21 protein-coding genes and 2 tRNA genes are annotated in these 22,462 nt (G+C 32.7%); 7 read left to right on the top strand and 16 right to left on the bottom strand.

The window, feature by feature from the left end; translation table 11 throughout:
- Positions 1-495 precede the first annotated feature (495 nt).
- From menB to KA900_RS04095, 4 genes are read right to left on the bottom strand one after another with little or no spacing between them, the layout of a single operon-like run.
- Positions 496-1,314, bottom strand: coding sequence for a 1,4-dihydroxy-2-naphthoyl-CoA synthase (gene menB / locus KA900_RS04080; RefSeq protein ID WP_096810442.1), 819 nt, complete (start codon positions 1,312-1,314; stop codon positions 496-498).
- On the bottom strand, positions 1,307-2,113 hold the full coding sequence (gene menH, locus KA900_RS04085) for a 2-succinyl-6-hydroxy-2,4-cyclohexadiene-1-carboxylate synthase (RefSeq protein WP_210139320.1): 807 nt from the start codon (positions 2,111-2,113) through the stop codon (positions 1,307-1,309). The genes menB and menH overlap by 8 nt, the downstream gene beginning before the upstream one ends.
- The gene (gene menD, locus KA900_RS04090; RefSeq protein ID WP_096810444.1) at positions 2,100-3,782 is read right to left on the bottom strand and encodes a 2-succinyl-5-enolpyruvyl-6-hydroxy-3-cyclohexene-1-carboxylic-acid synthase; all 1,683 of its coding nucleotides are present in this window, start codon (positions 3,780-3,782) and stop codon (positions 2,100-2,102) included. The genes menH and menD overlap by 14 nt, the downstream gene beginning before the upstream one ends.
- A complete protein-coding gene (locus tag KA900_RS04095) occupies positions 3,775-5,127 on the bottom strand; it encodes an isochorismate synthase (protein WP_103373399.1) in 1,353 nt (450 codons plus the stop codon). Before KA900_RS04095 ends, menD begins: the two co-directional genes overlap by 8 nt.
- Before the next feature lie 184 nt (positions 5,128-5,311).
- Here KA900_RS04095 and KA900_RS04100 point away from each other — a divergent pair, with 184 nt between their 5' ends.
- Positions 5,312-6,250, top strand: a complete 939-nt coding sequence (locus KA900_RS04100) for a 1,4-dihydroxy-2-naphthoate polyprenyltransferase (protein ID WP_103373398.1) — start codon at positions 5,312-5,314, stop codon at positions 6,248-6,250.
- Positions 6,251-6,330: 80 nt separating this feature from the next.
- Here KA900_RS04100 and KA900_RS04105 read toward each other — a convergent pair whose 3' ends face one another.
- Entirely contained in the window at positions 6,331-6,888 is a 558-nt protein-coding gene (locus tag KA900_RS04105) for a GNAT family N-acetyltransferase (RefSeq protein WP_096810447.1), read from the bottom strand.
- Positions 6,889-7,063: 175 nt separating this feature from the next.
- Here KA900_RS04105 and KA900_RS04110 point away from each other — a divergent pair, with 175 nt between their 5' ends.
- The 3 genes from KA900_RS04110 to KA900_RS04115 all read left to right on the top strand — a co-directional run bounded on the left by KA900_RS04110 (position 7,064) and on the right by KA900_RS04115 (position 8,650).
- Positions 7,064-7,276 carry a TM2 domain-containing protein gene (locus KA900_RS04110; RefSeq protein WP_046208085.1) on the top strand — a complete coding sequence of 71 codons (213 nt, stop codon included), beginning with the start codon at positions 7,064-7,066 and terminating at the stop codon, positions 7,274-7,276.
- A gap of 110 nt (positions 7,277-7,386) precedes the next feature.
- Entirely contained in the window at positions 7,387-7,476 is a 90-nt protein-coding gene (locus tag KA900_RS14875; protein ID WP_249776154.1) for an SAR1012 family small protein, read from the top strand.
- A gap of 550 nt (positions 7,477-8,026) precedes the next feature.
- Positions 8,027-8,650: a DUF4352 domain-containing protein gene (locus KA900_RS04115; protein WP_103373396.1), complete on the top strand. Its 624-nt coding sequence runs from the start codon at positions 8,027-8,029 to the stop codon at positions 8,648-8,650.
- Between the two features lie 260 nt (positions 8,651-8,910).
- Here KA900_RS04115 and KA900_RS04120 read toward each other — a convergent pair.
- The 3 genes from KA900_RS04120 to KA900_RS04130 form a co-directional block, all read right to left on the bottom strand.
- Positions 8,911-8,999, bottom strand: a tRNA-Ser gene (locus KA900_RS04120).
- A gap of 2 nt (positions 9,000-9,001) precedes the next feature.
- Positions 9,002-9,076: transfer RNA gene (locus tag KA900_RS04125), tRNA-Asn, on the bottom strand.
- Between the two features lie 155 nt (positions 9,077-9,231).
- A complete protein-coding gene (locus KA900_RS04130; protein ID WP_096810450.1) occupies positions 9,232-9,795 on the bottom strand; it encodes a competence protein ComK in 564 nt (187 codons plus the stop codon).
- A 251-nt stretch (positions 9,796-10,046) separates the two neighbouring features.
- On the opposite strand from KA900_RS04130, the gene KA900_RS04135 reads away from it, so the two are divergent.
- Positions 10,047-10,265: an IDEAL domain-containing protein gene (locus KA900_RS04135; protein ID WP_096810451.1), complete on the top strand. Its 219-nt coding sequence runs from the start codon at positions 10,047-10,049 to the stop codon at positions 10,263-10,265.
- 84 nt (positions 10,266-10,349) lie between these two features.
- Here the strand turns inward: KA900_RS04135 and lplA are convergent, their stop codons facing one another.
- The gene (gene lplA, locus KA900_RS04140; RefSeq protein ID WP_115342310.1) at positions 10,350-11,339 is read right to left on the bottom strand and encodes a lipoate--protein ligase; all 990 of its coding nucleotides are present in this window, start codon (positions 11,337-11,339) and stop codon (positions 10,350-10,352) included.
- Positions 11,340-11,536: 197 nt separating this feature from the next.
- On the opposite strand from lplA, the gene KA900_RS04145 reads away from it, so the two are divergent.
- Together KA900_RS04145 and KA900_RS04150 are read left to right on the top strand one after the other, a co-directional pair.
- On the top strand, positions 11,537-11,722 hold the full coding sequence (locus KA900_RS04145; RefSeq protein ID WP_002508073.1) for a YkvS family protein: 186 nt from the start codon (positions 11,537-11,539) through the stop codon (positions 11,720-11,722).
- A 4-nt stretch (positions 11,723-11,726) separates the two neighbouring features.
- Positions 11,727-12,329 (top strand): CPBP family glutamic-type intramembrane protease, encoded by a 603-nt coding sequence (locus tag KA900_RS04150; protein WP_096810453.1) that lies wholly within the window; start codon positions 11,727-11,729, stop codon positions 12,327-12,329.
- Between the two features lie 166 nt (positions 12,330-12,495).
- Here KA900_RS04150 and KA900_RS04155 read toward each other — a convergent pair whose 3' ends face one another.
- The 7 genes from KA900_RS04155 to KA900_RS04185 form a co-directional block, all read right to left on the bottom strand.
- Entirely contained in the window at positions 12,496-14,004 is a 1,509-nt protein-coding gene (locus tag KA900_RS04155) for a bifunctional metallophosphatase/5'-nucleotidase (protein ID WP_119488129.1), read from the bottom strand.
- A gap of 210 nt (positions 14,005-14,214) precedes the next feature.
- Positions 14,215-15,573 carry a TrkH family potassium uptake protein gene (locus KA900_RS04160; protein WP_103373095.1) on the bottom strand — a complete coding sequence of 453 codons (1,359 nt, stop codon included), beginning with the start codon at positions 15,571-15,573 and terminating at the stop codon, positions 14,215-14,217.
- 18 nt (positions 15,574-15,591) lie between these two features.
- Positions 15,592-17,352 carry a S1C family serine protease gene (locus tag KA900_RS04165; RefSeq protein ID WP_210139321.1) on the bottom strand — a complete coding sequence of 587 codons (1,761 nt, stop codon included), beginning with the start codon at positions 17,350-17,352 and terminating at the stop codon, positions 15,592-15,594.
- A gap of 406 nt (positions 17,353-17,758) precedes the next feature.
- The gene (locus tag KA900_RS04170; RefSeq protein WP_096810457.1) at positions 17,759-18,556 is read right to left on the bottom strand and encodes a TerC family protein; all 798 of its coding nucleotides are present in this window, start codon (positions 18,554-18,556) and stop codon (positions 17,759-17,761) included.
- A gap of 365 nt (positions 18,557-18,921) precedes the next feature.
- Complete coding sequence (locus KA900_RS04175; RefSeq protein WP_115342313.1) at positions 18,922-20,484, bottom strand: peptide chain release factor 3; 1,563 nt, start codon at positions 20,482-20,484, stop codon at positions 18,922-18,924.
- Between the two features lie 12 nt (positions 20,485-20,496).
- Positions 20,497-20,736: a YueH family protein gene (locus tag KA900_RS04180; RefSeq protein WP_103373097.1), complete on the bottom strand. Its 240-nt coding sequence runs from the start codon at positions 20,734-20,736 to the stop codon at positions 20,497-20,499.
- Positions 20,726-22,210, bottom strand: a complete 1,485-nt coding sequence (locus KA900_RS04185) for a UDP-N-acetylmuramoyl-L-alanyl-D-glutamate--L-lysine ligase (protein ID WP_210139333.1) — start codon at positions 22,208-22,210, stop codon at positions 20,726-20,728. The genes KA900_RS04180 and KA900_RS04185 overlap by 11 nt, the downstream gene beginning before the upstream one ends.
- Positions 22,211-22,462: the final 252 nt, after the last annotated feature.

A 22,462-nucleotide genomic window follows, 5' to 3' on the forward strand; every position in this document is an offset into this window, starting at 1 on the left:
TAGCGTTTGTCGCTTAAAGTTTTAATATATACAGTAACTTTATTTTCAATATATAGCATTACCGCTCAGTTCGGAAAGCTAGTATCATACTGCTTTAGATGTCTATTAAACTTGTTTACTACTTCTTTACTTGGTACATAAAATAGAAAACACATTTCTTTCATTATATGGTCCTTTGTATTTTATGTCATACATACGCTCCTCTAACCTTTCGCAATTATATTAATAGAATTTTTATTTGCTGTAAAATATAATAATAAACTACTCAAAACTTTTAAAAATACTAGCGTTTATCAACGTAATGTCACCGAAACCCATTTTATTCTAATCATTTTCTAGTTTTACAGGTAACCCAAAAAATATTAATAGTATATTACGCATATATTTAGTGCCAAAACTTAGATTTGCAATTAATTTTCTCATTATAAAGTATTTTTCGTAAAAAAATAAACCAAACGAATCGTCGTTTGGTTTACCAAATCTTTATTGATTCAATTATGGGAATTTAGGAAATTGATCGAAATCAGGGTCGCGTTTTTCTTTAAACGCGTCTCTACCTTCTTTAGCTTCGTCAGTTGTATAATACAGTAATGTAGCATCCCCGGCCATCTGTTGTAACCCAGCTAAACCGTCAGTATCCGCATTCATTGCAGCTTTTAAGAATCTTAATGCAGTAGGTGAATGTTGCATGATATCTTCACACCATTTAACAGTTTCATCTTCTATTTCATCTAATGGCACTACTGTATTTACTAAGCCCATATCTAAAGCTTCTTGAGCATTATATTGTCTGCACAAGTACCAAATTTCACGTGCTTTTTTATGTCCTACAATACGAGCTAAGTAACCTGAACCATAACCAGCATCAAATGATCCTACTTTTGGACCGGTTTGGCCAAATATGGCATTATCAGCAGCGATTGTTAGGTCACAAACAACATTCAATACATTGCCTCCACCGATTGCGTATCCTCTAACCATAGCAATAACTGGTTTTGGGATGATACGGATAAGTCTTTGTAAGTCTAATACATTAAGACGAGGGACTTGATCATCGCCTACATAACCACCATGGCCACGCACTTTTTGGTCTCCGCCTGAACAAAATGCTTTATCGCCTTCACCAGTTAAAATAATAACTGAAATACGTTGGTCATCGCGCGCTCTTGAAAATGCATCCATCATTTCTTGGACAGTGTTCGGTGTAAATGCGTTACGTACTTCAGGTCTATTAATGGTTACTTTAGCGATTCCATTATAAAATTCATACTTAATCTCTTTATATTCTTTGATTGTTTCCCATTGTCTAGTCATTTTGCTCCTCCTTATAAATAAAGCCTAATACTATTTTATCAAATTCTGCCATTTCTTCCACATGTACTGTATGTCCACTATCAGCAATTTTGAACAAACGGTTATTTGGTATCAATTGACTCATTTTCTGACCAATGCTTACAAACTTTTCATCTAAAGCACCTACAAGGATACATGTGGACACGTTTATATCCTTTATTTTTGGCCATAAATTGGACATTTGTCCAGTTCCATAATCTCGCAATGCTTTTGCTAAACGCATTGGCGCTTGCTGCATTCTCATCTGACGCATTTTTTGTCGCTTTGTTTTGCTCAAATCATATTGTGTTTGAAATAAAGGTAACTTTTCCCAGTCATTGACAAAAATTTCTAAACCTGCAATTTCCAAAACTTTTGCACGTGCTTGGTCTACCTGAATCCTTTCAATACGATCTTCTTCTTTTTTAATACCGGGCGACGTACTTTCTAAAATCAATCCGTTTAATTTATATGCTCCATATAGTGCATAGTATAATGCTATTCTACCACCCATGGAATAGCCATGTAAAAATAATTGATACGTATTAAATAACGATAGTGTATGATTTATTTCTTCACAAATAAACTTAAAACACCATGTATAATTTTGATTTGATTGGTCGTGGCCGTGACCAGGTAAATCAATCGTTAATACATTGACTTCTTCAGTAAACAGACTGATATGGTCATCAAATGTAGTTTGGTCACTGATAAAACCATGCAATAAAATCAATAGTTGATTCGTATCTTTCTTTGATTGGTGAAACTTATAATGTAACATTAATGATATCACTCAGTTTCGTATAAAGATTTTGATGCTGATTTAAATTCTCGTCACGATTTGTCATAATCTCATAGATATGAGATCCAAATTTTGATAGTTCTGCATACTTAAACATTTCTATTGACTCAAAGCGCTTAAATGTAAAATCATAGAGTAACGCAGCGTGTTCGAAGTTCAGGCCTGTCGGTGTACCAAATAGTCTTTCAAAATAACTATCTGCTGCTGTTTTCTGTGGTAAGTAAGAGAAAATACCTCCACCATCGTTATTTAACAGGACAATATTTAAATTAATATCATTTAATTTAGACATTAGCAATCCATTCATATCATGATAAAATGCTAAATCACCAATTAATAATGTTACACGTTTATGCGCTGCCATACCAATCGCAGTAGAAACCACGCCATCTATACCATTAGCACCACGATTAGAATAAACTTCCGCTTCACAATCAATAAATAAATTGTCAACGTCACGGATTGGCATACTATTACTTACAAATAGTGCATCATCTTTTGTCAATTTATCTAATACATTAGCTACAAATGCTGATTCGTCAGTTGCTGTTCTTAAATGGTCTTTTATTTTGATATGTGCTTGTTTTTCTAATGATTGCCATTTTTCCAACCAATTTTTTCGTTCAACCGCAGGTATTTCAGATAGTTGTCTAAAGAAATCATTAGCAGACATTTCATAAGATACATGAGGCACCTTTGGAAATGCATCTGGACGATCATTATTTTGCACTAATATCTGAAATGCTTCAGTCGCTTTTAACCATTGATTTACTTTTTTAGAAATGACTGGTTTACCGACTCGTATTATAAAATCAGCATTAATTGATAATCCGGATCTATACAATAAATCATACGTCGTCACCACATTAGGATGATGTTCCCTACGCAATTGGCTTAAAGGATCGGCTAAAATTGGCATATCATGTATCGTAGCAAATGTAAGAATTTGGTCTACATCTTGATGTTGCATATCACCAACAATAATGAGCCCTTTACGCTTTTGCATAATTGTGCTTATCTCATTAATACTCGTTGTTTTTTGATAATGTGGCAAAATTTTGTTATCTGAAGTTAGCCACTCTACTTTTTCTAAGTTAGGCGTTAAAGGTTCTCTAAATGGTAAGTTTAAATGTATCGGGCCTCGGTGTGGGCCGTATAAATATTGACTCGCTTTTTGCATTTGAAATTTTACAGTATCAGCCATATAATCTTGCACTTCATTAGCATCTGCTATAGGAAAATCAAATTGGTAATGTATATAATTTTCAAACATATTTGTCTGATTAATCGCTTGCGGTGCGCCTATACCCCTTAATTCATGTGGTCTATCACTTGTTAAAACTACTAAAGGTAAATGACTTAAATTACTTTCTGCAATCGCTGGGGTATAATTTGCAGCAGCCGTGCCAGATGTACATAAAACCGCAACTGGTCTTTCACTGCCTTTCATTAAACCCATAGCAAAAAAGGCAGCACTACGTTCGTCTGGATGAATCCAAGATTTTAACTTAGGGTGCGCCTCAATTGCGATTGCTAAAGGCGTTGAACGAGACCCTGGGCTAATTACGATTTCTCTTATGCCATATGCATATATTTCCGAAACAAGTGTGAAAACTTGTTTTGTTAAAGCATCTGTATGATTATTCATATTTCTCTACTCCTAAAGCTTTCATCATTGGACTAAATTTAACAGCAGTTTCTGCTACTTCACTATCAGCATCAGAATTATGCACAATGCCACACCCCGCAAATAATGTTGCTTGGTTCTTTTTAATTAACATAGACCTAATAGCTACAATAAATTCGCAGTTATCATACATATCTATATAGCCAACTGGCGCACCATATAGACCTCTTGTACCAAATTCATACTGCTCAATATAAGAAATTGCTTCGTCCTTAGGGTAACCACCTAATGCTGGCGTAGGATGTAAGTTATCTAGTAAGCCAATATAAGATGTCTTGGTTAAGCGGCCCTTAATTTTAGTGTATAAATGATATAAATGATCATTCGTTAAAATTTGTGGTTTTTCATTGAAAGTAATTTGTTCTACATAAGGTTTAATATCATTTAAAATACTTTCAACTACGAAACGATGTTCATTTAAATTTTTTTCATCATTTAAAAATGCATCTATATTTGCTTTATCTATTTCTTCTTGATGTGTTCTCTTAATTGTACCAGCAACTGCTTTTGTAGATAAAACATCATCGCTTACTTCCATTAACTGTTCAGGTGTCTGTGAAAAGAACACACTATCTTGCGATTCTAATACAAATAAATAACTATTATGTTCACCCTGTATTGCTCTGTTTAAGATGTATGAGATATTGACGTTCTTATCAAATATAATCAGTCGTTTTCTTGCAAGTACAATTTTTTTATTTTCGTCTAAAATATCAATTGTGTCTTTAACTAGATCACGCCATTCATCTTTATAAATGTCATCGATCCGCTTAATATCTCCTATTTTGTCATTTAGCTGTATATCTTTTTGAGTAAGCTTATCAATAATTGCTAAGAAAGCATCTATTTCAAAGTTCTCGGATTCTACAGTATATGTGATAAATGTTTTTCCTTGTTCCATCGTCACCAACACTTCTGGTAAGACAAAATGATTAATACCAAATTCGCGCCATTCATCCCCTGATTTATGTGATGAAAATTGAAAACCACCACATATTTTCAAATGATGTTTCTCGGAGCTTGGATGTATTAATTCAATATCATTCTTATATTTTTCCCACTCGCGGAAAATAGATTGCTTATTTTCAAAATCATTTTTAAATCTCTTAATAGCATGATAGCCAAAGAATGAAGTTTCGTTGTCATTTTTCTTGAAATAGAAACGGTCTCCTGCACAATCTTCGGTTACATGAAATAATATTGTAGGATCTAATTCATAATCTAATTTTGCTTCTACAGAAACCCAAGTTTGGTTACTTTCGTATACCGCTTCGACAATTTCACTTTCCTTGACATCTAAAGTCATCTATTTCACTTCTTTCATTATCAGTTTACACTCATTATAATATTGTACCACTTTTCAAAATCCATGTACGCTTTTCAGCTTATTTCATACAGACATTTTTACGTAATTTGACCTTTACCCCTTCTTCTATTAAAATAAATTTGATAAAAATTTATTACATTAAAAGGATTCGAGGTAAAAAATTATGGCATCTCAATACCAACAATATTCAACTGTCAGAAAATACTGGCATTTAATGAGACCACATACGTTGACCGCTGCAGTTGTACCAGTATTAGTAGGTACTGCTACCGCAAAGATTTTCTTGTTAGGCAGTGAAGATCATCTAAAACTTAGTTTATTCGTGGCTATGTTAATTGCTTGCTTACTTATACAAGCAGCAACAAATATGTTTAACGAATATTATGATTTTAAAAAAGGCTTAGATGACCACACTTCGGTAGGCATAGGCGGCGCCATTGTGAGAAACGGCATGAGTCCAAAACTCGTCATGAATTTAGCTATTGCCTTTTATATTATCGCTGCGATACTTGGCTTGTTTATTGCAACGCAAAGTTCTTACTGGTTGCTACCAATCGGCTTAATATGTATGGCTGTAGGTTACTTATATACGGGCGGCCCTTTTCCAATATCATGGACACCTTTTGGTGAGATTTTCTCTGGTTTGTTTATGGGAATGATTATTATCCTAATTTCATTCTTTATCCAAACTGGAAATGTACAGAGTCTAGCGATATGGATAAGTATTCCGATTGTAATTACGATTGGTCTGATCAATTTAGCAAACAATATCCGTGACCGCGTTAAAGATAAAGAAAGTGGTCGCAAAACTTTACCTATTTTATTAGGAAAAAATAATGCTGTGCGCTTTTTAGCATTAATGTATATCATCGCTTATTTGCTAGTTATCTATATTACATTCTTTAAACCAGGCGGTTCAATCTTTTTCTTAATTGCTTTACTATCCTTCCCAATGCCAATAAAAGCAGTTCGTAGATTTAAAAAGAATGATACCCCTACATCAATGATGCCTGCAATGGCAGCAACAGGAAAAACCAATACATTTTTTGGTGTCCTTTATGCTTTAGGTATCTATATTAGCGCATTGCTAGGCGGTATCTAATATTAAGACACTAAATTGAATAGCTTGAATTCAAAGTCGTTCTTCATTCATTTGAAGAGCGATTTTTTATTACAATTATTTTAAGATTGAGTATATACTAAGTGATAATGCATATGACCATATAAATCAAATTCACTCATGATTTGGAACCCTAATTTCTCATATACATGCAACGCTGCTATATTTTCTACATCACAATTTAAACTCCATTTTTCGTTTGGATTATTATCTAATACATGTTTAATTAATTTTGTTGCTACACCATTTCCACGATATTGAGGGAACGTTGCGACAGTTTCAATATACCATTCGTCATCATTAGCTTCTTTCATTGGCATAGGCGTGCCATAAGCTTTAATATCTTCATCTACGTTTAGTTCTAACCACGCTTGCTCAAGTTCTAATTCTTGATCCCCTGGATAGGCTATCAAACACCCTGCAATATGACCATCTATTTCATATACCCAAACATTACTAATGTGCCCCCTATATTTTACGTCGACCATACTTTGTTTCATTATATTAAGTAAGCGAGACTTTTCTACTTCCTTTACCATATCTATATCTAATTGACTCCAGATGATATAACATAATTCTGCTATTTCTTTTTTATCATAAGGCTTCGCTTTTCTAATCATTTTAATTTCTCCTTTATGTTAATCCAACTATTAATTCTATTATATACGAATCCATGTGAAAATTCGAAGTAATCATAACGGTGCCCTATATACTTTTTCATATTGTTTTATTTGTCCTAATGCGTGATATAAGAGATAATTAAATCAATCAATTAAAGGAAAGGATATTATACTAATGAAAGTAAATAAAGTTATATATGTTGTACTCGCATTTTTGTTAGGCTGGTGTGGTATACACAAATTTTATTCAAATCAATTACTACAAGGTATTATTCATTTAATATTTTTCTGGACTGGCATCCCTTACATTATCGCTATAATTAGCGGTATACTAACGATTTTCTTCAACAAAGCAGATGAAAACGGTCTAATCACGCTTGAAAAGTAACCCGCATTTAACTTTCTAAAAAATTCCCTATCTTTATTTACGCTGTCTTAAACAGGGTATAGTAGTTGTATATAAATGAGTGATTTTTTATTTGCTAGGAGGTTAAACTTATGAACATTATTAAACGCATTTTTAGAACCCTTATTGTAGGCTATATTGTTAAAGGAATTAGAAATTTAATCAAAAATAAATCAAAATAAATTTACGAAATAAATTGCACGAAACTTCAAGAACAAATGTAGGCAACCGCTTATACCCTGTTGGCATAATCAATATGGGTACGAGCGGTTGTTTTACGTATAATCAGAGAAATAATCTTTCTATAATTGAATTTTTCAAACTTGGTTTTAATTATCTACGAGCATATTCGGAGTCAATTTAAATGCCACATTGCAATCTTGGATTAAAAGTGAAATTCTCAGTCTTAGAATTAACCATTTCTTTCTAACATATCATTAAGGCCTTTCAGCAAAATGTATATAACTTAAAATCAATTTAACAATACTTTGATTCTTCTGTAAAGTATAATTTCAAGACATTACGCTATTAAAGAATGAAATATAAATTATATTTATATGATGGTAGTTATTAATTAAACAACCTTTTCAATTTTATGTATATTAAACCCAATATTGTGTAAATGTTAAATAATATATTGCTATGCATACTACAAATAATTATTTATTTTTCGTATAATAATATTAATGTGTTTTTATAGCATAAATTTATTATTTGGGAGGAAATGACATAATGGCAAAGGAACAAAACGATATTTCTTTGGAAGAGCAATTAGCAAGGCAGCAGCAACAGTTTGAACAGTACAAAGAGGAGCAGAAGAAAGGCAAGAAAAAGAAATGGTTTTGGGGCTGTGGCGGTTGTCTAGTTTTCATAATTATTATGGGTATTATTTTTGCTGCATGTTCAGCAACCATGGTAAATGAAGTAGATAAAAATGTTAATGAAGAAAATACCTTAGATAAAGATGATGATACTGAAATCAAACATGTTGGAGATACTGTTAAAGTAAAAGATGTAGAATTCACTTTAAATGATGCATATTACACTGATGAAAGAAACGAATTTGCTGACGAAGATATTGAAGCAGATAAAATTTTAAAAGTTGATATGACAGTTAAAAATAATAGCGGTGACGATATCCCAGTTGGTGGAGATGTAAAAGTTTACACCGATGGAAAACAAGCTAAATCTTACCCTGTCGATGATGAGTTACTTGATGGCTTGTCGCCTGGAAGAAGTATAGACGGATCATCTGGATTCGCTATTAATGGCAACCCAGAAAAAATAGAATTAGAATATGAACAATTTTTAGATTTATCTAATGAAAAAGTTATTTTTGAATTAGACCCTAAATAGTTTTAAAAAGGCAGTCTTTACTGCCTTTTTTATTATTTAGTATATATGGTCGAGGTGCAGCACATCTAAGAAATACATAAAATATCTCTTTTAATAAAAATAATAGAAAAGCTTAACAATACAGAAAAATTTAAGATCTAAAATGAGTAAATTTAAAAACATCCAAATAGAGAATTTTAGACAAAATAAAAAGAACGCTGATATATCAACGTTCTTAAGGCATTCTGTAAAATAGAATTTTAAAGAATTTTGTGTTATTACGGAAACGGAGGGATTCGAACCCTCGCGCCGCTCTCGCGACCTACACCCTTAGCAGGGGCGCCTCTTCAGCCAACTTGAGTACGTTTCCAATGGCTCCACAGGTAGGACTCGAACCTACGACCGATCGGTTAACAGCCGATAGCTCTACCACTGAGCTACTGTGGATTAATTTGTATCTCTAATCAAGCACAAATATTATTATATCAATTAATAACAAATTTTCAAGTACTATTGCAAAAAAATATGCAGAACATTTACACTAAATTAATATAATATTCCGCATATCCTAATTTTACATTAATAATTTAAATAATTCTTAACTATTTGCTTTCAAACAAAGAGTATTTAGCTAATGCTTCGTATATATTAAGTTGTGGTTTCGTATAATCTATTGGAGATTCCGGATCAAAAGTTGCAACCCTAGCTGCTCTGTCCATCATATAATAATAATAAATACCATTTAAATATTGATGATGCATGCTATGTGCTGAAATACTGACAATGATAGACTGATTATCAACAAAGTTAACTCTACATTTTTTATCTTTTAATGATCTAATACTTTGAACATAATGGATGTTAATCCATGTATTTTGTGTTTTTCTATCAGAATGAGTTGGAAAAAAATAAGTGGGAAATAATGGAGTAAATAGAATTGGGGGTTTACTGCTAATACCAGTGATCCGAATGGTGTCTTCTTTCTTAAACACATAACTACTACCATAAAATCTACAGGAACGATCAATAATTTTATGTGTACGTTCTTTAATCACATCTTCATCTTCTTTATACCTTAGTACGCGCGTTCCTTCATATTGTCCAATAGCTAGATGGCAAGGTTGTAATGCCATATCACCTTTTTTAATAATGTACGGTTGATTCATAGTTGTGACCTCCTTGCAAAATTTGGTGATACTCAAATAATATACCAACACCAATTTAAAATCAACTTATATTATAAAATATTTTATAAATTTTCCGCAATTAAATTTTAGGTGCGAAACTTTTTCTATTTTTAAATTACTGAAAGTTGCATTTTACACTAATTTTTCCAGAAAAGTCAGAATATTCGTTGATTTAGGATTCAAAACCTTGTATACTATACGTAAATATAGATAGAGAGGTTGTGTTTTCAATGAAACATAATACACATGTAAAATACAATACATTAGAGTCTTTTGTATCAACAATTAACGACTTAGGTATTGAATTAATCATTGACGAATCATTAAGGAATGTACGTAAACAGCAACTAGAAAATCTGATAGATAACGCTCTTAAAAATAAAAACGAGAATGATTTCAAACGTTATACTGAAGAATACAAAAATTTGGAGGAATATCTCGTTGGCTAATTTATTAGAAGTTCATTTAAATTAAGGTCTATTCACTAATTATTTAAAGTTAGAGAATAGACCTTTTTTCGATGTTGTATTTATTTATGACATTAATCTAATCAGTTCGTGTCGGTCAATGTCACCGAAATAATGGAAAATATCATAATCTGCTAATGCTTCTTCAATACTGTCAAAATCATGTAATGTGCCTTCTAAAGCGTGTTCTAATTCAGTAACATCCCCCACGCCAAAGAAATCACCAAAAATTTTAGCATGTTCGATTCTACCTTTTTTAACATCTAATTTAATTTGTACAAAACCTTTTTCAAATTTTTCTTCTCGTTCGAAATTATATTTCGGGTTTCGACCATAATTCCATTCCCAAGTTCGATATTTCTCATTGCTTAACTTCTCAATATTCTCCCAATCTTTATCCGAGAGTTTATATTCTTCAACTTGCTTAGCTTCACCGAATATCGTTTTTAAAATAATTTCTTTAAATGTATCAATATCTAACGGTTCTTCTAAAAACTCTGAAATGTTTGCCACACGGCTTCTTACAGATTTAATGCCTTTAGATTTAATTTTAGCTGGGTTTACTCTTAAAGCATTTTGAACTTCGTTAAGCTCGCTATTCAACATTAATGTACCGTGGCTAAACATTCTATCTTTTACTTTGACCATTGCATTGCCTGATATTTTGGCGTTACCAACTTGAATATCGTTTCTACCACTCATTTCAGCATCTAAACCAAGAGATTTTAAAGCTTCTACAATAGGTTCAGTGAATTTTTTAAAATTATGAAAACTATTACCGTCATCATCGGTTATAAAACTAAAATTTAAATTACCCGTATCATGGTACACTGCGCCCCCGCCAGAGATACGTCTTACTACATCTATACCGTGTTCATCAATATACGGTTGATTAACTTCTTCAATTGTATTTTGATTTTTACCAATAATAATTGAAGGTCGATTTATATAAAAAAGAAAATAACTGTCATCATTCGGCATATTTTTTAAAATATATTCTTCCATTGCCAAATTTAAAGTGGGATCGGTAATATTATGATTACTTATAAATTTCATTTACTGCACTCCTTTTCCTCAATATACCCTTACCTTATTTATGCAATACTTTTATAAAAAATGCCAATCATTTAACTGATTTTCTCAATATTTTTCAAAAAAAGAAGGATAACAATATATTTAATGGTTATTTGTTTATTTGTCTTAAGATTTTTTGTATAATACTATCTAGTTAGCATTTCTAGGGAGGACTAAAAATGACTGTTGCAGAAGTGGGAAATATAGTAGAATTTTATGACGGTTTAAAAGGCCGCGTAGAAAAAATTAATGATAATTCAGTAATTGTAGACCTAACAATTATGGAAAATTTTAATGATCTAGACTTGCCTGAAAAAACTGTCATCAATCACAAACGATATACAATCGTCGAACAAGAAGGATAGTTATATGAATAGAATTTCAAACGCGTTAATCTGGTTTATCATAAGCTTTATCGTATTCCACATTATTTTGTATATTATGTGGGGCGAAAAGCAAGAATATTGGTACCTTTATACGGGCATTATGCTTATAGCAGGTATTAGCTATATATTTTACCAAAGAGATATTGAATCTAAAAGGTTATTAACTTCTCTTGGTATGGGTATAATTACAGGTATCGTACTTATAATTATACAGCTTATTATAGCAGCAATCTCGCCAGATATTAAATACGCTTCACTGATTAAAGAATTAACTCGTACGGGTGTATACTTTAAATGGCAGATGTTAGTTACTCTATTATTTGTGATACCATGTCATGAACTTTATATGAGAACTGTACTACAAAAAGAATTACTAAAATTAAATATTCCTATGTGGTTAAGTGTATTAATAACAGCAATCTGTTCTGCTTCATTATTTTTCTATTTAGATAAAATGTGGATTGTTTTCTTCGTATTTATAGTTCAATTAGTACTTTCATTAAGCTATTATTATACACGTAGAATTGCTACGACTGTAATAGCACAAATTGTTGCAGTTGTTATTCTATTAATATTCCATGGCTAATCCAACTTGGATAATCAAGTCTATTAATAATGATGTAGAGGAGCCTTAGACATTTTGAAATGTTTAAGGCTCCTCTTATTTTATTCATGTATTACTTTTTATTAAAAGTTTTGGATATTTTCCTTTATTTCATAACGCGTTGTCTATTAACAAAACATTTCACATGTCAAAGTTTCACATCGAATGTTTGCTTTTGCTGTATTTGATAATCATTATTTTTTAAATTTCGAGCGATTAATTCTACCATGGTAATTTCATCTGTTTCATGGATTACTGCATTTTCTAGATATTGTTTGTAATTCCTATAGCAGTAATCAGTCATGCTAACACGGTACATATGCTCTAATTTTATATTTTTTAACGTCACGCGGTTAAATGGTTCGGCATTCATATCGATAGTATAATCGACCCCTTGCCAAAAAGTACATAGCGTTTCATCTACAATTGTTAAACTTAGTTCACCGTGACTGAATTCAATGTGAGAATAACAATATTCTAATATAGCTTGAATTTGTTGGCCTTTCATTGTTAAATCAACTGGTACATCAGGATGTGGATACGCATTGAATAAATCTTCATTTGTGATAATGCCATTGAGCCCTTTTTCACCACTTGTAGGTAAATGAACGCAAGATATATCATAGTCATACGCCAAACGAATACTATCATGTAATAGCTGCGTAAATGGATGCGGTTTAGTAATCACATCTCCTAATCCATTGACCGATGCTGATACTGCCTTTTCGTTGATTACCTCTTCACTCCAGTGACAAACTGCTTTTCTATCATAAAATGTTAAATCTAATAAAGCTGCATCTTCTGGATAATCATTCAAATCCACAATTTTGGAATTTACATCTTCTAGTTCATATGAATTCGTACGTTTCTTAAAATTAATCATTACATGAATCAGCTGTTCGGCATTCTGCCCTGCTTGAACGTAAAGCGTTTGATCATCCCTACCAATAAATGTTTGATGTTGATGTCCAGTTATCAATAAATCAATAACACCTAAAGTTTGCATAATTTTTTCTGCTTCATTCACATGTTGCTCTCGCTCATTAGATGTTTTATTAAGTTGATTAAGTCCGCCATGATAAATAACAACTAAAAAGTCAGGCATTTCAGTTTCGTGAATAAATCGAATCCATCGCTTAGAAGAACGTAATGTTTTTTCAATACGTACATCGTTTTCCATCTCAAAATGTTCACGTTCCATCAATCCATCTGAAGTTAAACCCACAATTGCGATCTTAACGCCTTCTATTTCTTTAATTGTATATGGCGTGGAGAAGTATGGTTCTTTCGTACGTTTATATTCAATATTTGCAGATAGCCATGGGAATCTAGATAATGATACGGCTCTTGAAAAGAATGACAAGCCAAATTTAAATTCATTTGGACTAATACCACTTGCGTCATACTGCATGGCGTTCATTAATTTAATCATGGGATGACGCTTATAAGGTGCAACAATAGCGTAATAAAATGCTGCTAATGAGCCGGCTAAACTACCGCCACTATCTAATAAAATGACATGCTCATTCGTTTCTCTTACATCTTTAACATAGGAACCTGCTCTATAAATATTTGAATTATTTTCACCGCTTTGAAAATAACTATGCATATCGGAAGTAGTAATGATATCTATTGCAATTTTTTCACTTTTTTTCATACGCCTCTCCCCTCATTAACACTAGTCTAACACGTTTCTAAAATAGCTTGAAATAATAATGCTAGTATTTTTTCAAGTTATATATAGCAGTTTAATTTTCAATTTAGCCCACAATATAAAAGCGCCAATACATCAATGATGAGATGTACTGGCACTGATCATTATACAAACTGACACAATCCACTTTGCTCTTTAAAATAATTTTTATAATTAGCCGATTTGTATACGTTCTTTAGGATAATGAAATTTATCAGGTTCTCTACGTCCACCGATCATAATAATAAAACTAATTAAACCAACGCGTCCGATTAACATTAATAGCATTAACACACCTTTGGTCATATCATTAACATCATCTGTGATACCCAAAGACAGTCCGCATGTTCCAAACGCTGACATAACCTCAAAAAACGCTTGTAAAAATGATACTTTACCATTTTCTACAACGAGTATAAATATCATGCTCGCGAATGTCAGTATACTAGCCATGATAAATACAGCAAAGGAACGCTGAACATCTGTAATATGAATTTCGCGATTAAAGGCTTTGATAGATGTTTTTTCTGGTTGATTACTAAAGTTTAATAAAAACAATATTAAAATAGCAAAGGTCGTAGTTCGAATACCACCGCCAACCGAGCTTGGTGAAGATCCTATAAACATTAGGATACCCATCACTATATTAGTACCTTCACCAAATCCACTTACATCCAATGTCTGTAAACCAGCACTTCTTGTTGTTGCTGATTGAAATAATGCGTAAAATAATGACTTATGCCAACTCATATTTTGAAATGCTTGATTATGTTCTAATAATAATATGATTAATACACCAAAAATAAATAACGCAAAATAAGTTACCGTTGTAATCTTGGCAAATAATGAAAATCTAAAATTTGGTATTCTATTTTTAATATACGCTTTCACTTCTAATAGGACTGGAAAGCCTATGGAACCTAACATAATTAAAAACATTACTATTGTTTGCACAAAATAGTCATTTGCATACGGTATGAGTGATTGCCCAGTAATATCAAGTCCACCGTTTGTTGTTGCAGATACGGATACAAACATACCTTGCATAATTGCATATTGAATATCTGGCGTATCTCTGTAAAAATAAAATGCTAATAACGATGCACCCACAAGTTCTATGATTAGAATTGTACGAACGATATCTAAAATCAATTTTACAGTTCCACTCATTGTATGTTTATTATTATCTAGCATAATTAATTGACGCTCACGCATACCAATATGTTTACCTAATACAACCCACAACATGGTACCGATAGCCATAACACCAATACCGCCCATATTGAGTATAATCATTATAATAATCTGACCGAATGTCGTGTATGTATCGATTATATTAACAGGTGATAAGCCTGTTACACTCACGCCAGATACCGCAACAAACAATGAATCAATTGGGTCAACCGTTATATTGGATTTATGTACAAAAGGCAAATTAAGCATTAAAAATGCTACAATAATCGCCACTATATAATACATCACAATCCCTTGTTGAGGACTTGATTTTTTTAACAATTGATTGAAAATGGACAACGTTTCATCACCTCAACGTTATTTCAGTTTAATCTTAATATCCTTTTCTTTGCCATCTCTATATATTTTGGCTGGCAATGTTTTCAAATCATCTTTATGGCTAAAAATAATTTGTCTATATCTAAGGTTATCTTCTAATTCTTTACCATCTAATTCTACTATGACATCATTTTTTTGCAACCCAGATTTTTCAGCTAATGAATCTTTTTTTACTTCCCCTATAAATACACCTTTATTTACATCATCAGGTAGATTAATGGATTGTTTTGTCGAGTCATTAATGTCGCCTATATTGGCAATTGTGATACCCGTATTAGGATATTTAACTTCACCTTTATCTTCTAGTTGCTTAGCAATACTTTCAGCATCATTAATAGGAATCGCAAAGGCTATACCTTCCACATTGTCCATGTCTATTTTCAGAGACGCTATGCCGACCAATTTACTCTCTCTATCAATAACTGCGCCACCAGAATTACCTGGGTTGACTGGTGCATCCATTTGAAAAGCACTCATCAATACATCATATTGATTGTCTTTGTCAATATCAACTGGAATATGTCGATTTAGTCCTGAAACAATGCCATTTGATATACTGCCTTTAAAATCTACACCTAATGGATTTCCAACTACTATAATAGGTTCTCCTAACACTAATTTACTAGAATCTCCCATTTTAATTGGTTTAACGTCACTATCTGATTTAACTTTGGCTTTAACCACAGCGATATCTGAGTATTTATCTGCTCCAATCACCTTCCCAATTGAATAATCATCGTTGCCATATGTAATCTTTTGCTCTTTTTTATCTCCAACAACATGTGCGTTCGTCATAATAAAAATAGAGTCGCCCACTTTTTTGTAGACGACACCTGAACCTAATTCATTCTCTTTTCCTGCTTCTTGTGTCTCTTTTTCAGCAGAGGTTGTATCATTACTTGTGTCATTTTCAACAGTTACTACGGAATGAATTGCGTTATTTGCACTTTTCATTGTTGTTGTGTATGTTTTGTCTGTATCTTGAGTATCATTGAAAGCATTGTGATTTGAACTGCCATTATCATCAACATTTTTAAATATTGCTTGTATTAATATTAATAGCACAATAATTGCAACAATGATTAAAATTTTAGCCCAATGCTCAATAAAAAACGTCCTTACCTTTTCTGTAGTACGTTGTTCACCTTTAGTTTCAGTTTCTGATTTAGATTGATGCAGTTGCTCTGATTCCTCTAATTTTGGGTTATGAGGTTGAGTCTTATTTTCATCATCATTTAAATAATGATCAACTCTAGACTGTTGTGCATTTTCTGAATAAAAGTGCTCCTCTTGTTCTTTTTTTAGCTGTGTATCTTGTATGTTCGGTTCATCTTGATTCAAACCACTGCCTTGATTATCAACGGTAAGTTTTGATGGCTGTTTATCTGTTGCATGTTTATCCTCGTTGTCAATTTGCTTTGATGCTTCATTAAATGTATCATCTAAAGGGATTTGCTGATCAGTGGTTTCTCCTTGTGAATATGTTGAATTACGCGCAGCAGCAGTTGCTTGTTGTTGCTGAATTTCTTCTTGTGTAAGTTTTTCTATGCGTGCCTTTCTCAGGTTTTCTTTAACACGTTCTTCATTGTTTTTAGCAAGAATTTCAGCTCTTTCTTCACGCTGTTTTCTAGCTTTACGCTCTTGTTGGACACGCTGCTCCCGTTCCTCATTATGAAAATATTCGCGTCGCTTACGACCGTATTTCCCTTTTGGGATGACATGTTTTTTATTTTGCGTCACAATAATCCCCCCTAATACTTCTTTATTATAACTATATTATGACATATCATATATCATTTTTCTGCTCTATTTTGTCATATAAAAATAGCATACTACAGATTATAGACCCTTGTAACAAAAAATTCTAATTTTACTACATATATGTGATAAGAAAAACTACCGTTCTATTTTTCTTTATGGATGCATGATATTAAAAATGGCTGACCTCATAAATGATATGAAATCAGCCTCGCTAAAAACTTTAATTATTTAATTGTCCACTTGATCAGACACAGTTCCAAATAAATAGCTTCGTATCAAATAAGGTCTTTACCAGTGGTTAACTAAACTAAAATATGCTTAGTATAGATATTCACACCTATTTGATATGACACCCTATTATTGCGTTGTTTACAAGTTAAATATATTATTTATTTTCTTTTTTATTATTTTTGACAGAAGTCAACCAACCAATGATGACAAGTACAATCATAACTGTCCAGAAGATAGATTGCCATGCAATACTATGTGGGAAATGCTCTGGCAATATTTTAATATCAGGATGTGCGAGTACCATAATAACCAATTTAATACCTACCCATCCAACGATAGCAAATGCTGCACCTTCTAAGCCAGGATATTTATTAAGTAAGTTGACAAACCAAGTTGCTGCGAAACGCATAATGATTACACCTAACATACCGCCTAAGAACATCACAGCAAACTGGCCTAAGTCCATACCTCCAAAATGTATACCTACAGTAGGTAAAGTAACTGCGATAGCAAGTGCTGCTAACATAGAATCGATTGCAAACGCGATATCCGCAAATTCTACTTTTAACACAGTACCCCAAAATGCTTTTGGACTTGCATGTATTTCTTCTCCAGATTCATCAAAGTGGTGATCGTCTGTACCATCATCTACATGATGCTCTTTCTCTTTAAAGAAGGATATGAGATTTTTAATGGACATGTACAATAGATAAAGTGCGCCTAGCGCTTGTATCCACCAAAAATGCGCGATAATACTTATTAAGAATAAAGAAATGAAACGAAAAATAAACGCACCTAACAAACCATAAAATAAGGCTTTTTTACGTTGCTCTGGTGGCAAATGTTTAACCATAACTGCCATTACAACAGCATTATCTGCTGCTAATAAACCTTCTAAAAATACTAGTACGACAAGCACCCATAAATAAGGTAATATTAAACTCGGATCCATATAGGCCAACTCCTTTAGTTTTTAACATAAAAATAGAGACCTAAGCTAAGTAAATGCTACCCACATCGTCAATGATACAAACATACTAAAATATAATAAAACGTTAGTATGTTTGTAAATTTTTGGTGTTTGTAACATTTATAGCAAAGGTCTCACTCGACAGTATCATTCTGCCCATTTTACCGGAAACATTGCATGTTTCGTAATGACGATAAAATGACTATGTTAAAAAGATATATAAAACAGATATGTTCAAACGATATCGCTACTTCATATATCTCTTTAAAAAAGTTGAATTACTCCCCTCTGACTACAAAGTCATAGGTATTCTATTAATAATATAGTATTATACACAATTAATCACTTTATAACAAACTGTATAATTTAATTTCTGGAAATTTCTCTTCAAACCATCTCGTAGCAAATTCATTTTCAAATAAAAATACATAATTATCATATACGTCTTTGACTAAAATAGAACGCGATGAACTCATGTTATCTTTAATATCTGCTTCGTTTTCAACCCATCTTGCAATTTTTGGACCTACAGGTTCCATTACGACATCTACATTATATTCATTTTTAAGACGATGCTCAAACACTTCGAATTGTAGTTGTCCTACTGCACCAATGAGAATTTGGTTGGTATGCAATGTTTTATAATACTGAATTGCGCCTTCTTGAACTAATTGTTCTATACCTTTATGGAAATGTTTTTGTTTCATCACGTTTTTAGCAGAAACTTTCATAAATAATTCTGGTGTGAATTGTGGTAGTTCTTGGAAACTAAATTTTTGATTTCCTCCTACCAAGGTATCACCAATTTGATAATTACCTGTATCATACAATCCTATGATATCTCCAGCTACTGCATGATTGACTGTCGCTTTATCATCAGCCATAAACGAAGTTGAACGTGTTATTTTTTGTTTCTTTTTCGTACGTTGTAACGTGACGTCCATACCACGTTCAAATGCGCCACTGACTACGCGCATAAACGCAATTCTATCTCTATGCTTTGGATCCATATTCGCTTGTATTTTAAATATAAAGCCTGAAAAATCTTGGTCATATGGACTGACTTCAATGTCTTCTTTAGTTTGTCGTGCGCTTGGCATCGGTGCATGATCAACATAAGCATTCAAGAAATTTTGCACACCAAAGTTGGCTAATGCTGAACCAAAGAATACGGGTGTTAAATCACCTGTGCTTAATGCTTCGTTATCAAAAGTTTCTCCCGCTTCTTCTACAAGCATTAATTCTTCGATTGCTTGTGTAAACGCACTATCATCTTTAATGTGGTGATCTTCTTCTAGTTCATAATCTTCGTTTAAATGAAGCACATTTTGTTCATCTCTGAATGGCTCAATTGTGTGTGTACCGCGGTCAATAACGCCGAAGAAATTTTGTCCCATACCTACTGGCCAATTCATTGGGTAAGTTTCTATTTCTAATGTAGATTCAATTTCATCTAATAATTCAAATGGTTCTTTACCTACTCTATCTAATTTATTGATAAAGGTAAAAATAGGTATGCCTCTCATTTTACAAACTTTAAACAATTTTAAAGTTTGTGGTTCAATACCTTTGGCACAGTCGATAACCATTACTGCGCTATCAACAGCCATTAAGGTTCTGTATGTGTCTTCAGAAAAATCTTCGTGACCAGGGGTATCTAAAATATTGATTTTATAATGATCATAGTCAAATTGCATAACTGAACTTGTAACTGAGATACCACGTTCTTGCTCGACTTTCATCCAGTCACTTGTCGCGAATTTCCCACTTTTTTTACCTTTTACTGTCCCTGCTTCTCTAATTGCACCACCAAATAATAGTAATTTTTCTGTTAAAGTGGTTTTACCAGCATCAGGGTGAGATATAATCGCAAAAGTTTTTCTAGATTCTACTTCTTCCTTTATACTCATTTGTTCTCTCCTTTAATTCTCAAATATCCATTGACCAATAACATCAGCAATCTGTTCTGCTGTTGATTCATCAAGTAACGTAAACAAGTGTATCACAAGTTCCTCCTTGATATCATCTTCATTTAATGAAGATTCAATTTCTATTGACCAATTTAAGTCTGGTATAACGATCAGGTATAACCCATCGCTTTTATTCTCATAAATATAACTACGTATATTGACGCCATCATGTTCTATATATTTAATCTTCAACAGGACCACCACCAAATTTTTTATAAGCAGCTTCTAAACCAATCAAATCATCTCTATGTGGTACTTTTACATGGCCTGGCATAATTTGATAAGGTTCGCGTCCTTTTGAAGCTAATACGACTGTATCTCCAGGGTTAGCAATCTCAATAGCGTGACGAATACCTTCAGCACGATCCTCAAACTCTACATAATTGTTGTGTGTAGCCCCTTTAGCTAATCCTCTAGTTAATTTTTTTGGGTCATCATTGGCCGGATTATCCGGCGTGAATATAACATAATCTGCTCTACATGCAACTCGCCCCATTTCAGGTGTTTTTCCCATATCACGTTCTCCAGCCATACCACATAAGAAAATCAACCGTTGTTTCGCAAATGGTTTCACTGCATCGATCAGCTTATCCATACCGTCTGCGGTATGAGCATAATCAATAATTAAATCAATGGGTAAGGATGAGTCTAATACTTCAAGTCTTCCTTCAACTGGTTCCAAATGCTCAACTGCTTGAATAACTTCTTTGAGTGACGGGCCCTTACTCCAAACTGCAATCATTGCTGCCATAATATTAGATACGTTAAATAACCCAACGTACGGCGATTTCACAGTGAAAGCGCCTTCTGATGTGTTGAAATCAAAGGTCACCCCTTGTAAAGATTCATTGATATTTTCAGCCATAAATTGCGCTTCATTCTCAATTCCATAAGTAAACACTTCAAACGGCGTTACTGAAGCCAAGTACTCTGAAAAAGTATCATCTTGATTTAACACAACGTATTTTTCTCGTGATAAATCTTCTCCTAGTTGACTGAATAATAATGACTTAGCATGCCCATATGCTTCCATTGTGCCGTGAAAATCCAAATGATCTTGTGTCAAATTTGAAAAGATAGCTACATCAAAATCAACGCCGCTTAAACGTCCCAATGACAAGCCATGACTCGATACTTCTAGTGTCATCGCTGCTGCATCTTTTTCTACTGCTTCATGTATTTTTTTGGTTAAAGAAACTGTTTCTGGTGTAGTATTTGCACCTTTAGACTTCTCTTCATTAACTTGGAAGCCATTTGTACCTAAATAAGCACTACCTTTATTAAGTTTTCTATAAATGTGATGTATCATTGTTGCTATAGAAGTTTTGCCATTTGTTCCGGTAACACCATATGTAGTAAGTTGTTTACTTGGGTAGTTAAACAATACATTTGCAAGTAAACTTGCAACGCGCAATGTATCGGGTACAACGATTTGAGTTACTTCTCCTGCCAATAATTGCTCATGGCTTACTACAATGAGTTCACAGCCTTGATTTACGACATCTTGACAAAATTTATGACTATCAACTGTATAACCTTTAGAAGCAATAAAGATACTTCCTTGTCCAGCAGTACGCGAGTCCGTTGTTATATCAGTAATGTTTCTATCTAATGTTCCAATTACTTGTTTGACCCTTATTTTTTTAAACAACTCATTTGCATTCAACATTAATCGCTCCTTTATTTCCAATACTTCTATTATACACTTTTTCATTCGATTTTATAGAAACTAATATTGCCAATTAATGATTATTTGACTATTATTTCTTTCATGTTTCTTTTTCATGTATATTTATTTAATTTCTTAAATTCAGCTTATTTTGAAATAAAGCGTGGTATTGTGTATATATAGGACAACCTAAATTTACCAAAATATAATTTTTTAAATTAGTATGAATCATTTTCCATACATTTGTAA

This window comes from Staphylococcus sp. GDY8P120P, from assembly GCF_017892065.1.
Classification (GTDB): domain Bacteria; phylum Bacillota; class Bacilli; order Staphylococcales; family Staphylococcaceae; genus Staphylococcus; species Staphylococcus nepalensis.